Consider the following 13143-nt stretch of genomic DNA (forward strand, 5'->3'; position numbering starts at 1 on the left):
GCCCACTCCTGTCCCTTGCCGGGGTCTGGGGCGCGGGAGAGGTGCCGCGTGCGGGAACGGAGACTGGTCATGGCAGACAGCACCGGCAAGTTCGGCGTTGGCGGATTGCATCATCTCGGCCTTGCAAATCGCCGGCAATTCTTCCAGCTCAGCGTAGGCGCCGCGGCGGGATGGACGCTGTCAGGCAGCGCCTTTGCGCAGACCGAACGCCCGGGCACTCCGCCGGACAAGCCGCGCGGGCAGGTGATCGCCGCGCTGTCGCAGGAACCGACCGTCTTTCATCCCCTGATGCCCGGCATCGAAGTCGACCAGGGCGTCTGGTGGCAGGTTTTCTCGCCGCTCTGGTTCATCGATTCCGACGGCAAGTTCGTGCCCGACCTCGCGCGCGAAGTCCCGACGGTCGAGAATGGCGGCCTTTCGGCCGATGGCCTGACCTGGAAGATCAAGCTGCGCAAGGACGTGAAATGGCACGACGGCACGGTCTTCACGGCCGACGACGTCAAGTTCTCGCTCGACCTGATCAACAATCCCGACTTCCGTGTTCGCAACCGTGTCGGCCACAGCCTCGTCAAGGACATCACGATCATCGCGCCTGACGAGATCCACTGGCGAATGGAAGCTCCCTATTCGCCCTACATGTCGATCCTGTCGCTCACCTTCATCGTGCCCAAGCACATCCTGGAGAAGGTGCCCGATCCGAATTCGTCGCCGTTCCACAACGCGCCCGTCGGCACCGGGCCGTTCCGCTGGGGCGAGCGCGTGCCCGGCGACCACATTCAGGTCAACGCCTATGCCGGCTATCACGGCAAAGGGCCTTACGTCGAACGCGTGGTCTTCAAGTACATTCCTAGCCTGACTGTCCTCTATACCCAGTTCCGCACCGGCCAGGTCGATTACACCGGCCTGCAGGGCATCCTGCCGAACTTCGTGCAGGAGGCGAAAGCGCTGAAAGCGAGCAAGATCTTCGTCTCGTCGACGTCGTCAGTGGAGCACATCGCGCCCAATCTGGAGTTCGGTCCCTTCGCCGACCACGCGGTGCGCGAGGCGCTCTATCTCGCCATCAACAAGCAGGCGATCATCGATGCGCTGAACTACGGCCTGCCGATGCCGACCGAGAGTTTCGTGCCGCAGGAGGCCTGGTCGTTCCAGCAGGGCCTGCCGCAGCATAAATACGATCCGGCCAAGGCCAATGCGTTGCTCGATGCGGCAGGCTGGGTGCGCGGCTCCGGCGGCGTCCGCGAGAAGGGCGGCGTGAAGCTCGAATTCACCAATTCGACCACATCAGGCAATGCCGTGCGCGAGCAGACCCAGCAGCTCCTGATCCAGGACTGGCGCGCGATCGGCGCCAGCATGCGCGTCAACAACATGCCGGCCGCCGTGATCTGGGGCGATTTCTGGCAGCAGTCGAAGTTCAACTCGGTGATCGTCGGCGTGAACTTCATGCTGGGCAGCGATCCCGATGTGACGCCGCGGTTCGGCTCCGGTGCGATTCCGGCCAAGGGCGGCCGTGGTTACAACACCTACCAATACCAGAGCGCTGAGGCTGATCGTCTTCTTGCCGAAGGCGCCAGGCAGTTCGATCTCGAACAGCGCAAGAAGACCTATGGCGACCTGCAGAAGCTGATCCGTAACGACCTTGCGATCCTGCCGCTGTTCCAGGGCTTCATCGCCGAGGGCGTGAAGGAGGGGCTGCAAGGCTTCCGTCCCAACATCAACACGTCGACCAATTGCTGGAACATCCGCGAATGGTACTGGGCCTGACGCCTCAGGCTGGCTGGATCGCCTGAGATGGCCCGTTACGTCCTCAACCGGCTGGCGCAGGCAGTGATGCTGCTGGTGATCGTCTCCGCGATCGGCTTCGCTCTGCTGCATCTGGCGCCGGGCGGTCCGCTGTCGCAATTCGCAGCCTCCGCGCAGATGACGCAGGAGGATCTCGACCGCGTCTCCAAGCAGCTCGGGCTCGATCGCCCGCTGCCGATCCAGTATCTCGACTGGTTCCTCCGCATGCTCAGGGGCGATTGGGGCAAGTCCTATCGCGACGGCGAGGCGGTGCTGTCGGTGATCTCCTCCCATCTCGGCGCGACGCTGGAGCTGATGGTCACGGCGACGATTGTCGCCGTGCTACTCGGCTGCTGGATCGGGATATTGGGCGCGCTCCGGCGCTACTCGCTGTTCGATTCGCTCGCGACTGTCGGCGCCATGATCGCGCTGTCGATCCCGACTTTCTGGTTCGGTCTCGTCACCATCTACGTCTTCTCGGTGACTCTTGGCTGGCTGCCGGCGGGCAATCGCGAGACCGTCGGCGATGGCTCTTTCCTCGACCTGCTGCATCATCTGATCGCGCCGGCGTTGGTGCTGGGACTGGTCGAGACCGCGATGTGGGGCCGCTTCATGCGCTCCTCCATGCTCGAGGTGATCAACCAGGATTACATCCGCACCGCGCGCGCCAAGGGCATGCCGGAATGGCGCATCCTCACCGTCCACGCCTTGCGCAACGCGCTGCTGCCGATGATCACGGTCGCGGGCCTGCAATTCCCGACGCTGCTCGGCGGCGCGCTGGTGGCCGAGACCGTGTTCACCTGGCCTGGCATGGGCCGGCTGTTCCTGGATTCCATCGGCTATCGCGATTATCCCGTGGTGATGGGCATCCTGTTGTTCTCGGCGATCATGGTGCTGATCGGCTCGCTGATTGCCGACATCCTCTATGCCGTGGTCGATCCGCGCATCCGGGTGGGCTGAAGCGATGGCGACTGCAGTCTTGTCCACCGCTCATCCCACACCCGGCCAGGGCGCGTGGCGACGCTTCTGCCGGCACCGGCTCGCGCTGGCAGGCGCGGTGACCATTCTGGTGCTCGTCCTCGGCTCGGCGTTCGGCCCCTATCTGCTGCCGTTCGATGACACCTATATCGACATCTTGAAGCGGTTTGCGCCGCCGCTCTCGGGCGCGCACATCCTCGGTACTGACGAACTCGGCCGCGACGTGCTGGCGCGGTTGATGATGGGCGCACGTGTCTCGCTGTCGATCGGCTTGGTCGCGATGGTGATCGCGATGGTGGTCGGCATCGTCGTCGGCGCCTTTGCCGGCTTCTATGGTGGCGTGGTCGGCGCGGTCTTGATGCGGCTGGTCGACGCCGTGCTGTGTTTTCCGACCATCTTCCTGCTGCTGGCGCTGGCGGCGCTTACCGAGCCCGGTTTCGTCACCACCACCGTGCTGATCGCGGCAACCGCCTGGATGTGGGTGGCACGGGTCGTCGAGGCCCAGGTGCGCTCGCTGCGGGAGCGCGAGTTCGCGGTGGCCGCGCTCGCCTTCGGCTCGTCGAACCTGCGGATCATGTTCCGCGAGCTCGTGCCCAATGCGATGGCGCCAATCCTGGTGGCTGCGACGCTCAACGTCGCCAAGGCGATCCTGCTGGAATCCTATCTCAGCTATCTCGGCTACGGCATTCAGCCGCCGGCCGCGAGCCTCGGCAACATGCTCAACAATGCGCAGATCTATCTCACCAGCGCGCCTTGGCTTGCGATCGCGCCCGGTGTCGTCATCACGCTGGCGGTGACGAGCTTCAACTTCCTCGGTGACGGCCTGCGCGATGCGCTCGATCCGCGGATGAATATCTCATGACGAAAAGACACGAACCGACGCCCAGGAGTGCATCATGTCCCCGCCGCTCAACCGTATAAACAGCGACGAACGCCTGCCGCCGCAGGCTGATGTCGTCGTCATCGGCGGCGGCGTTATCGGCGTTTCTGCGGCTTATCATTTGGCCAAGAAGGGCCTGTCGGTCGCATTGGTCGAGAAGGGGCATGTCGGCGGCGAGCAGTCGAGCCGCAATTGGGGCTGGTGCCGCCAGCAGGGCCGCGCGCGCGAGGAAATTCCGCTCGCACGCGAAGCGCTGCGGCTGTGGGAAGACATGCAGAACGACGCCGGCGTCGACGCCGGCTTCCGCCGCACAGGTGTGCTGTTCCTGACCAAGAACAAGGACGAACTTGCAAGCTGGGAGCGCTGGGCCGCGGTCGCACGCGAGATGCAGGTGCACTCCACCGTGCTGACGCCGGCAGAAGTGGCCGCGCGCATGCCCGGGAATACCGACACATGGGTCGGCGGTTTGCACACACCGAGCGACGGCCGCGCCGAGCCGTCGATGGCGGTGCCTGCGCTGGCCACCGCCGCGCGCAAGCATGGCGTCACAATTCACCAGGGCTGCGCCGCGCGCGGGCTGGAGACGACAGGCGGAAAGGTCAGCGCCGTCGTCACCGAGAAGGGCACGATCAAAGCGCGTGCCGTGCTGCTGTCGGGCGGCGCGTGGTCGTCGCTGTTCTGCCGCCGCCACGGCATCGAGCTGCCGATCGGTCTCGTTAACGCCACGGCATGCCGGACCACGCCGGCGCCGGAGATCACGTCCGGCGCGCTGGGCACCGATCTCTATTGCATCCGCCGCCGCCTCGACGGCGGGTTCACGCTGGCCCTGCGCAACCGTGGCACGGTTGAGCTGTCGCCCGATCTGTTCCGCTACGCGCGCACTTTCTGGCCGACCTATCAGCATCGCAAAGGCGGGCTGAAGCTGTCGTTCGGCAAGTCGTTCCTCGACCAGATCATGCGCGGCACCAGCTGGAGCTTTGACAAGCCGTCGCCGTTCGAGACCGAACGCGTGCGCGATCCCGCGCCCGACATCTCGCTGGTCAATGCGGCCCTGGCCTCGCTGATCAAGGCCAATCCGGAATTGAAGGACATCGAGATTGCGGAGGCCTGGGGCGGCACCATTGACTGCACGCCGGATACGATCCCGGTGATCTCGCCGGTGGACGCGTTGCCCGGCTTCTTCCTCGCCACCGGCTTCTCCGGCCATGGTTTTGGCATCGGGCCCGCGGCCGGCAAGCTCGCCGCCGACATTGTCACCAATGCGACGCCGCTGGTCGATCCCGCCGCCTACAGCCACAAGCGCATGATCGACGGCCGGCGGCTCGCGCCAGTCAGCCCGTTCTGAGGCCCGCATGACGGTTCTCTACAAGGCCAATCTGGTGCGCGGCGCGGAGTGGGCGCGCCTCTTCGTGCAGCGCGCGCCCGATGTGCCGTTCCGGCTCTGGCCCGATATCGGCGATCCCAACGATATCCGCTATCTCGTGGCATGGGTGCCGCCCGATAATATCGCGACGACGTTTCCCAATCTCGAGCTGGTGTTCTCGGTCGGCGCGGGCGTCGACCAGTTCGACATCAAAAAGGTTCCGGCACACATTCCGCTGGTTCGCATGCTGGAGCCCGGCATCGCCGAGACCATGGTGGAGTACGTCACCATGGCCGTGCTCGGCTTGCATCGCGATCTCCTGCACTTCATCAACCAGCAGAAGGAGCAGGTCTGGCGCGAGATCCGGATTACGCCGGCCAAGCGCCGGCGCGTCGGTGTGATGGGGCTCGGCCAGCTGGGGCAGGCCGTGCTCGAGCGCCTTAGGGCGTTCGGCTTTCCGCTGCTCGGCTGGAATCGTTCGCCGCGCCAGATCGACGGCGTCACCTGCTATTCGGGTGTGGATTCGCTGCCGGAGTTTCTCGCGCAGGCCGACATTCTCGTCTGCCTGCTGCCACTAACTGACGAGACCCGCGGCATCCTCAACGCCGATTTGTTCGCGCGCCTGCCGCGGGGCGCCTGCCTCGTCAATGTCGGGCGCGGCCCGCATCTTGTCGAGGCTGACTTCCTCGCCGCACTCGACAGCGGCGTGCTGTCCGGCGCCGTCCTCGACGTCACCGATCCCGAACCCCTGCCGACGGGGCATCCGTTCTGGAGCCATCCGCGTATCCTGCTGACGCCGCACAATGCCAGCATGACGAGCCCGGATTCCGCTGTCGATTTCGTGCTCGACGTCATAGCGCGCCACCGCCGCGGCGAAGCGCTGCCGGGGCTGGTCGACCGTAGCCGCGGTTACTAGGGATTCGCATGAGCATCGGTGCAACGAGATCTGATCGAGTCGTCGCGGACGCACAGACGCCGGTGCTGTCGGTCGCGGGCCTGACCACGTCGTTCCTGCGCGAGCGGGAATGGATCCCGGTCGTCCGCAGCGTCTCCTTCGACATCGCGCCGCGCGAGACCGTGGCAATCGTCGGCGAGTCAGGCTCCGGCAAGAGCGTCACCGCGCTCTCGATCATGCGGCTCATTCCCAAAGAGAGCGGCCGCATCGAGGGCCGCATCGCGCTTGCCGGCCGCGATCTGCTGACACTCCCTGAAACGAGCATGAAGGACATCCGCGGCAATGACGTCGCGATGATCTTCCAGGAGCCGATGATGAGTCTCAATCCGGTGCTCACCATCGGTTTCCAGATCGCGGAGGCGTTGATCCAGCATCGCGGCTTGTCGCGTGCTGCGGCCGAGGCCGAGACCATCCGCTTGCTCGATCGCGTCCGCATTCCTGCGGCAAAGTCGCGTTTCCACGAGCATCCGCACCGCTTCTCCGGCGGCATGCGCCAGCGCGTCATGATCGCGATGGCGCTTGCCTGCAAGCCCAGGCTTCTGATCGCGGACGAGCCGACCACCGCGCTCGACGTCACCATCCAGGCCCAGATCCTGGAATTGTTGAAGGAGCTTCAGCAGGAGGAGGGGATGTCGATCCTCTTCATTACCCACGACATGGGCGTGGTCGCTGAGATCGCCGACCGCACAGTCGTGATGTATGGCGGGCAGGCCGTGGAGACGGATGCGACCGCGCGCATCTTTGCCGCGCCCTCGCATCCCTACACCCGCGCGCTGCTCGCGGCCGTGCCGCGGCTCGGTTCGATGGACGGGCGTCCGCGGCCGATGCGCTTCCCCATCGTCGACAAGGTCACGGGCACCTCGGACGAGCCGGCTGAAACACCCGATACCGTCTCGACCGCGGAACGTCCGTTGCTGGAGGTGTCAAACCTCACCACGCGCTTTCCGATCCGCTCAGGCCTGTTCGGCAAGGTCTCGGGCCGGGTCCATGCGGTCGAGAATATCTCCTTCACTTTACGTGCCGGCGAAACGCTGGCGCTGGTTGGCGAGTCCGGTTGCGGCAAGTCGACCACCGGCCGCTCCATTCTCAAGCTCACCGAGCCCGACAGCGGCACCGTTCTGATCGACGGCCAGGACGTGCTCGCCATGAGTGGCCGCACATTGCGCGATTTCCGCAAGCACATGCAGATCGTGTTTCAGGATCCTTTCGCCAGCCTCAATCCGCGCATGTCGGTGGGCACGGCGATTGCCGCGCCGCTGCTGGCCAACGGCCTCGCCACGGCCCCGCAAGCGCGCGACAAGGTTGCGGACCTGCTCGTGCGTGTTGGCCTCTCCGCCGATATGGCCGCGCGCTTTCCGCACGAATTCTCCGGCGGCCAGCGCCAGCGCATCTGCATCGCACGCGCGCTCGCGCTCGGACCGAAACTGATCGTCGCGGACGAGGCGGTCTCCGCGCTCGACGTCTCGGTCAAGGCGCAGGTCGTGAACTTGATGCTCGATCTCCAGGCCAGCATGGGCCTCGCCTATCTCTTCATTTCCCACGACATCGCCGTGGTCGAGCGCATGAGCCACCGCGTTGCCGTGATGTATCTCGGCGAGATCGTCGAGATCGGTCCGCGCGCGTCCGTGTTCGGCGATCCGCAGCATCCCTATACGAAGAAGCTGATGGCCGCCGTCCCTGTCCCTGATCCGTCCCGCCGCGGAAGCAAGCGCGAGGTCGCCAACGACGAGATCAGGAGCCCGGTGCGCGCGCCGGACTACCAGCCGCCGGCCCGGCAATATCGCGAGGTCTCACCCGGCCATGTCGTGCAGGTCTGGGGCGAGGAATGGTCGGCGTAGCTTCGAAGGCTTTTCGAGAACGCACGACGATGACGTGCCTACAAGTTCCTGCCGCTGCTGTTCGTGATACCTTCTGGGCAGATCGCGCTGAATTCACAATGAATTCACCGCAAAGCGATTGAGCGTGACCGCCTGCTAGCTGGACCGCGGGCGGTCGATCTTGATAATGCATCGACGCGCAGAGGCTGGCGAAGACACGCCTTCCGCGGGTGGATTTTCTGAGATGACACAAGCTGGCGTCTACGGGCAGAGGCTCGGGCGTGGCCTTCATGTGAGGGACGCGCCGGTGCTTGTCACGCGTTCGCTGCGCAGCGCAGCACTCGCGGTCACGGAGGTGCGCAACGACGCCCCGGTGCCGAAATTTTCGGGCTCGCTGCCTGCGGAAGATGCCTATCTCGTCAGCCTGAAGATCCGCGATTACCCGGATTGCGAATGCTGGGAGAATGGTCGCTTCGTCACCAAGGCGAATGTCCGTGCAGGTGCCACCTATCTCTATGACCTCAAACGCGATCCGCGCTATGTGATCGACAAGCCATTTCACTCGCTGTTCTTCTATCTGCCGCGCTCCGCGCTCAATGACATAGCAACGCAGCCCGGCGCATCGCGCGTTGAAGAGCTCAACTACAGCCCCGGTGTCGGCCATGATGATGAGGTTGTCCGCCATATCGGCGCAACCTTGCTGGCGGGTTTCCGCCGGCCTGACGAGCCCAATCAGCTTTTCGTCGATCACATGTTGCTCGCGTTTACCGCGCATGTCGGTCTGACTTATGGTGGGCTGAAGCCTGTCGTCGAGCCCGGCCGGGGCGGCCTCGCGCCATGGCAGGTGAAGCGCGCATGCGAGCGGCTCGACTCCGATCTCTCAGGCGGCCTCATGCTGCAGCAGATTGCGGCGGAGCTCGGTCTTTCAGTCAGTCACTTCTCGCGCGCCTTCCGGATCTCCACCGGCCTGCCGCCGCACCAATGGCTGCTGCGCCAGCGCGTGGAGGCCGCCAAGCAGATGATGGCGGTTCGCGGCCTTCCGTTGTCCGAGATCGCGATCTCGGCGGGCTTTGCCAATCAAAGCCATTTCACGCGGGTTTTCTCGCAAATGGTCGGCGTCAGCCCGGGCGCGTGGCGCCGCGAGACGTCTGGCGGGCCGGCGACGGAGGCCTGATCAGCGCATTTGTCGGCGAGCCGATAGCGCGGCCAGGCGCCTCACGCATTCACGTGCACGAAATCCCGCAGCAGCGGATAGATCTCGTTGTTCCAGCGCTTGCCGGAGAATACGCCGTAATGGCCGACGCCGGCCTGCATGTGGTGGACGCGGCGATAGGCGCGCACGCCGGTGCAGAGGTCTTGCGCGGCAAGCGTCTGGCCGATCGAGCAGATGTCGTCCCTCTCGCCCTCGACCGTCATCAGACCCATGCGGCTGACGGCCCTGGTGTCGACGGGGCGGCCGCGATGCATCAGCTTGCCCAGTGGCAGCAGGTGCTCCTGGAATACGTCGCGCACGGTCTCGATGTAGAATTCGGCCGGCAGATCCATCACCGCGAAATATTCGTCGTAGAAGGTCTTGATGGTCGCAGCCTTCTCCTTCTCGCCCTTGGCAATGTGGTTGGCGAGATCCATGTGCTGCTTGATGTGTCGCTCGAGATTCATCGAGACGAAGGCCGTGAGCTGCACGAAGCCGGGATAGACTTTGCGGAACGCACCGCGGCACTGCACCGGCACGTAGTTGATCAAGTTGCGCTCGAACCATTCGATCGGCTTGCTCTTGGCGAACTCGTTGACCTTGGTCGGCTGGATCCGCGTGTCGATCGGCCCCGCCATCAGCGTCAGCGTCGCGGGGCGCGAGGGATGGTTGCCCTCGCACATGATCGCCGCGGCCGCGAGCGCCGAGACCGACGGCTGACAGATCGCCACCATGTGCGGCCGCGGGCCGAGCTGCCCCAGGAAGTCGATCAGATGCTCGGTGTAGTCGTCGAGCCCGAAACGACCCTCGCTGCGCGGGATGTCGCGCGGATTGTGCCAATCGGTGATATAGACATCGTGGTCCTGCAGCAGCGTCTTCACCGTGCCGCGCAAGAGCGTGGCGAAATGGCCGGACATCGGCGCCACCAGCAGCATGCGCGGCTGCTCGCTCACGCCGTCCTTCTTGAAATGCAGCAGCGAGCCGAACGGCGTGGCGTAGGCGATCTCCTCGGTCACGCCGACCTCGCGATTGCCCATCGTGACACTGTTGATGCCGTAAGCCGGGCGGTCATAGGTGAGGGTGGAGCGCGAGATCAGCTCCAGCGCCGCGGAGAGCCGGCCGACCACCTGGTCCGACATGCCCTGCGGTACCAGATGGAGGAATTTGAGCGCGGAGGAGGCGCCCGCCCGCAACGGTGCCGTCAAATCCATCTGGTTCTGAAAAGCCTGATAATACATCGACATCATACTGAAGCGCCCGCCTATCCGCTGCCGCCATGCAATATCGGAGCCAGACGAGAGCGGCCCGTCCTTGGAATTGGCACGTCGCTTGCTGCGCACTTGGTCGGAAACGTGAGGGAAGGGCCCTATGGCGAAGGCGACACTGACCATCAGCAGCAAGAACTACTCGTCCTGGTCGCTGCGTGGCTGGCTGCTGGCGAAGTTCTCCGGGCTCGATTTCGAGGAGATCATCACCGCGCCTGATGACGCGTCGGCGCGCGCCGAAATCCTGTTGCTGTCGTCCTCGATCCTAGTGCCCTGCCTGCGGCACGAGGGCGCGACGGTCTGGGATACGCTCGCCATCGCCGAATATCTCAACGAGGTGATGCCGTCAGCCGGGCTGCTGCCTGATGATCGCGTCCAGCGTGCGCATTGCCGCTCGATCTCAGGCGAAATCCATTCCGGCTTCACCACGCTGCGCGCCTCGCTGCCGGTGAACCTGAAGGGGCACTTCCCCGGTTTCAAGATCTGGTCGCGCGCACAGGCCGACATCGACCGGGTCTGGTTCATCTGGCGCGATTGCCTGGAGAAGTCGGGCGGCCCGTTCCTGTTCGGCGACAAGCGCACCATGGCCGATGCGATGTACGCTCCCGTGGTGACGCGCTTCGTCACCTACGACGTCAAGCTCGACCCGCTTCTGAAGACCTATGCCGACACCATCATGGGCATGCCCGAGATGAAGGAATGGATCGCGGCCGCCAAGGACGAGCCGGCCGAGATCGAGGAGCTCGAGGTCGAATATTAGGCAGGCGCCGTCAGGCCTTGCCTGTTTCCGGAGCGGACGCGGCCAGCGCCCGCACCTGCCTCTATGTCTTTGCGAATATTAACTTTTGAAGCCGGTCATCGGCAGCGCGATCTTGCGCGCTGCGCAGATATTGTGCGTGCCGGCGCAACCATGTCGACATCTAGCCGTGAACAGCAGCGTACGAAGCTATCGGGCTGATTCGGACGTGATTCGTTCGGGCCGCGTTCCGTTCGTTAAGGCAGAGCGCGGCCCCGTTGCATTTTGAGACACGCGCGGCGTCAGGCCGCGCCGGAATGCTTCACGCGCGGCACGCGCCAGCCGATGACGGTGGCCTCTACCGGAACGCCGGCCGCGTGGTTCTGCCAGCGTCCCTCGACGTAGCGGCAGGCAAAGGGCAACTGATACGTTCCGCTGTGGTCCTCACACAGCACTTCGACGGGCACGCCAGGTGGCGGTTCTCCGGTGCCATCGAATTCCGCCAGACGTCTATCGCGCGTTGCCATTCCAAAAATCTCCCCTAATCAAAGCCGCGGAAAGAGCGCCCACTTCTTCCGCGCGCGGTTTAGTGCTCCCCTGTCCAAAGGGAACACGCCAAGCTCAACGCGAGAATGCGGTGCGAGTGTGGTAGCCTCACGCGGCTCTGCGCAATCGGCGCACATTGCCGTGATCGATTTTAATGAGGAACCTTGATGTTGCGCCGGATCGCTGCCGTCTCTTTCGTCGTGTTACCGCTCGTCGCGCACACGCAGGTCGCGGCGCAGGACGTTCCCGGCATCGAGATCTGCACCGTCGAGAAGACCATGGAGCGGCGAACCAGCTGTCTGCAGAGCAATGTCGATTTCCTGCAGAAGACCATCACCAAGCTCAATCTCGATCATCAGCAGAAGCTGGATGCCGCCATCAGGCAGATCGATGCGCTGAAGGTGACGCTCGCCGGCTTGCAGAAAACCATCGGCGATCTCCAGGCCGCGCAGGCAAAGCAGGCGGAGGATCTGAAGAAGAAGCAGGATGCGCCGCCGCCGAAGGATGCGAAGTAGGTGCCGTAGGGTGGGTTAGCTGAGCAGATGCACAAAGCGCATCTGCTCACCGTAACCCACCTCTATCGTTTCCGAGGAGACAGAAGTGGTGGATTACGCCTTCGGCTAATCCACCCTACGAGTTCAGCGCCTGCGGCTCGACCGCAATCCTGATCAAGCAAGGCGCGGGGCAAAGGCGCATCATCCCCCCGCTTCGAACGAGAGCCTTAACCCGTGAATCCAGCCCAGCGCGCGCTCTGGTACATCGAAAGCCATCTGGCCGAGCCGATGACGCTCGACGAGATCGCCGCGATCGGCGGCGTGTCGCGGTTCCACATGGTGCGCGCGTTTGCCGCAGCCACCGGCTTCCCGGTGATGCGCTACGTGCGCGCGCGGCGGCTGAGTGAGGCGGCACGCAGTCTCGCCAAGGGCGCGCCGGACATTCTCAGCGTCGCGCTGGAGGCAGACTACGGCTCGCACGAAGCATTCACCCGCGCGTTCCGCGACCAGTTCGGCACCACGCCCGAAACGGTGCGAGCGGCGACGTGCACCCACCAGCTCAGGCTTCAGGAGCCGATCCTCATGGACTCCACGATCTCAAGCAATCTCAAAGCTCCGCGTTTCGAAACCGCCAAGGCCTTCCTCGTGGCCGGCATTGCCGAGCGCATCTCCTGCGACAATGGCGCCATCATCCCCGGCATGTGGGCGCGCTTCCACCAGCAGGTCACCGACATTCCCGAGCGCGTCGGCCAAGGGAAAAATGAAGGGAAAAATCAAGTCGCCTACGGCGTCTGCTGCAACGGCGACGATTCCGGCAACTTCGATTACATCGCCGGCGTCGAGGTTCGCGATTTTTCCGATCTGCCACGCGGCTTCGGCCGCATCCGCATACCCGAGCAGCGCTATGCGGTGTTCACCCACAGCGACCACGTCGCCTCGATCCGCCGCACCGTCAACGCGATCTGGAATCAATGGCTGCCGGCATCTAGCTACAAGGCCGCGGACGCCCCGAATTTCGAGCGCTATGACGAGAAGTTCGATCCCGTCACCGGCAATGGCGGCTTCGAGATTTGGGTGCCGGTGAAGGAGTAACGCTGCAACGCTGGCATACCATCCCGCTTGCTTGGCAAGGGGGACC

The 13143-nt window shown here is 64.4% G+C and carries 12 protein-coding genes; 10 read left to right on the plus strand and 2 right to left on the minus strand.

Features of this window, described 5'->3' with window-relative positions; all coding sequences use genetic code 11:
• Positions 1–69: 69 nt before the first annotated feature.
• The 7 genes from L6639_RS33150 (at position 70) to L6639_RS33180 (ending at position 8946) form a co-directional block, all read left to right on the plus strand.
• Complete coding sequence (locus tag L6639_RS33150; RefSeq protein ID WP_237865816.1) at positions 70–1761, plus strand: peptide ABC transporter substrate-binding protein; 1692 nt, start codon at positions 70–72, stop codon at positions 1759–1761.
• 27 nt (positions 1762–1788) lie between these two features.
• Positions 1789–2739 (plus strand): ABC transporter permease, encoded by a 951-nt coding sequence (locus L6639_RS33155; protein WP_237865817.1) that lies wholly within the window; start codon positions 1789–1791, stop codon positions 2737–2739.
• Positions 2740–2743: 4 nt separating this feature from the next.
• The gene (locus L6639_RS33160) at positions 2744–3619 is read left to right on the plus strand and encodes an ABC transporter permease (protein ID WP_237865818.1); all 876 of its coding nucleotides are present in this window, start codon (positions 2744–2746) and stop codon (positions 3617–3619) included.
• A 34-nt stretch (positions 3620–3653) separates the two neighbouring features.
• Entirely contained in the window at positions 3654–4982 is a 1329-nt protein-coding gene (locus L6639_RS33165; protein WP_237865819.1) for an NAD(P)/FAD-dependent oxidoreductase, read from the plus strand.
• 7 nt (positions 4983–4989) lie between these two features.
• Positions 4990–5916 carry a 2-hydroxyacid dehydrogenase gene (locus tag L6639_RS33170; RefSeq protein WP_237865820.1) on the plus strand — a complete coding sequence of 309 codons (927 nt, stop codon included), beginning with the start codon at positions 4990–4992 and terminating at the stop codon, positions 5914–5916.
• An 8-nt stretch (positions 5917–5924) separates the two neighbouring features.
• On the plus strand, positions 5925–7793 hold the full coding sequence (locus tag L6639_RS33175; RefSeq protein ID WP_237865821.1) for an ABC transporter ATP-binding protein: 1869 nt from the start codon (positions 5925–5927) through the stop codon (positions 7791–7793).
• Between the two features lie 223 nt (positions 7794–8016).
• Positions 8017–8946 (plus strand): helix-turn-helix domain-containing protein, encoded by a 930-nt coding sequence (locus L6639_RS33180; protein WP_237865822.1) that lies wholly within the window; start codon positions 8017–8019, stop codon positions 8944–8946.
• Positions 8947–8987: 41 nt separating this feature from the next.
• Here L6639_RS33180 and L6639_RS33185 read toward each other — a convergent pair whose 3' ends face one another.
• A complete protein-coding gene (locus L6639_RS33185; RefSeq protein ID WP_237865823.1) occupies positions 8988–10211 on the minus strand; it encodes a polyhydroxyalkanoate depolymerase in 1224 nt (407 codons plus the stop codon).
• Positions 10212–10332: 121 nt separating this feature from the next.
• Between L6639_RS33185 and L6639_RS33190 the strand changes: the two genes are divergently transcribed.
• Entirely contained in the window at positions 10333–10989 is a 657-nt protein-coding gene (locus tag L6639_RS33190; protein ID WP_237865824.1) for a glutathione S-transferase family protein, read from the plus strand.
• Positions 10990–11267: 278 nt separating this feature from the next.
• Here the strand turns inward: L6639_RS33190 and L6639_RS33195 are convergent, their stop codons facing one another.
• A complete protein-coding gene (locus tag L6639_RS33195; RefSeq protein WP_237865825.1) occupies positions 11268–11492 on the minus strand; it encodes a hypothetical protein in 225 nt (74 codons plus the stop codon).
• Positions 11493–11678: 186 nt separating this feature from the next.
• Here L6639_RS33195 and L6639_RS33200 point away from each other — a divergent pair, with 186 nt between their 5' ends.
• Together L6639_RS33200 and L6639_RS33205 are read left to right on the plus strand one after the other, a co-directional pair.
• Positions 11679–12026: a hypothetical protein gene (locus tag L6639_RS33200; RefSeq protein WP_237865826.1), complete on the plus strand. Its 348-nt coding sequence runs from the start codon at positions 11679–11681 to the stop codon at positions 12024–12026.
• A gap of 213 nt (positions 12027–12239) precedes the next feature.
• A complete protein-coding gene (locus tag L6639_RS33205; RefSeq protein WP_237865827.1) occupies positions 12240–13097 on the plus strand; it encodes a GyrI-like domain-containing protein in 858 nt (285 codons plus the stop codon).
• Positions 13098–13143 lie beyond the last annotated feature (46 nt).

The sequence above is a fragment of the Bradyrhizobium zhengyangense genome (assembly GCF_022012555.1).
Taxonomy (GTDB): Bacteria; Pseudomonadota; Alphaproteobacteria; order Rhizobiales; family Xanthobacteraceae; genus Bradyrhizobium; species Bradyrhizobium zhengyangense.

What these genes read in the sequence shown, in the direction of transcription:
- L6639_RS33200 (WP_237865826.1), top strand. Translation starts at nt 11,679, where the DNA reads ATGTTGCGCCGGATCGCTGCCGTCTCTTTCGTCGTGTTACCGCTCGTC.
- L6639_RS33150 (WP_237865816.1), top strand. Translation starts at nt 70, where the DNA reads ATGGCAGACAGCACCGGCAAGTTCGGCGTTGGCGGATTGCATCATCTC.
- L6639_RS33165 (WP_237865819.1), top strand. Translation starts at nt 3,654, where the DNA reads ATGTCCCCGCCGCTCAACCGTATAAACAGCGACGAACGCCTGCCGCCG.
- L6639_RS33155 (WP_237865817.1), top strand. Translation starts at nt 1,789, where the DNA reads ATGGCCCGTTACGTCCTCAACCGGCTGGCGCAGGCAGTGATGCTGCTG.
- L6639_RS33190 (WP_237865824.1), top strand. Translation starts at nt 10,333, where the DNA reads ATGGCGAAGGCGACACTGACCATCAGCAGCAAGAACTACTCGTCCTGG.
- L6639_RS33170 (WP_237865820.1), top strand. Translation starts at nt 4,990, where the DNA reads ATGACGGTTCTCTACAAGGCCAATCTGGTGCGCGGCGCGGAGTGGGCG.
- L6639_RS33160 (WP_237865818.1), top strand. Translation starts at nt 2,744, where the DNA reads ATGGCGACTGCAGTCTTGTCCACCGCTCATCCCACACCCGGCCAGGGC.
- L6639_RS33175 (WP_237865821.1), top strand. Translation starts at nt 5,925, where the DNA reads ATGAGCATCGGTGCAACGAGATCTGATCGAGTCGTCGCGGACGCACAG.
- L6639_RS33195 (WP_237865825.1), bottom strand. Translation starts at nt 11,492, where the DNA reads ATGGCAACGCGCGATAGACGTCTGGCGGAATTCGATGGCACCGGAGAA.
- L6639_RS33185 (WP_237865823.1), bottom strand. Translation starts at nt 10,211, where the DNA reads ATGATGTCGATGTATTATCAGGCTTTTCAGAACCAGATGGATTTGACG.
- L6639_RS33180 (WP_237865822.1), top strand. Translation starts at nt 8,017, where the DNA reads ATGACACAAGCTGGCGTCTACGGGCAGAGGCTCGGGCGTGGCCTTCAT.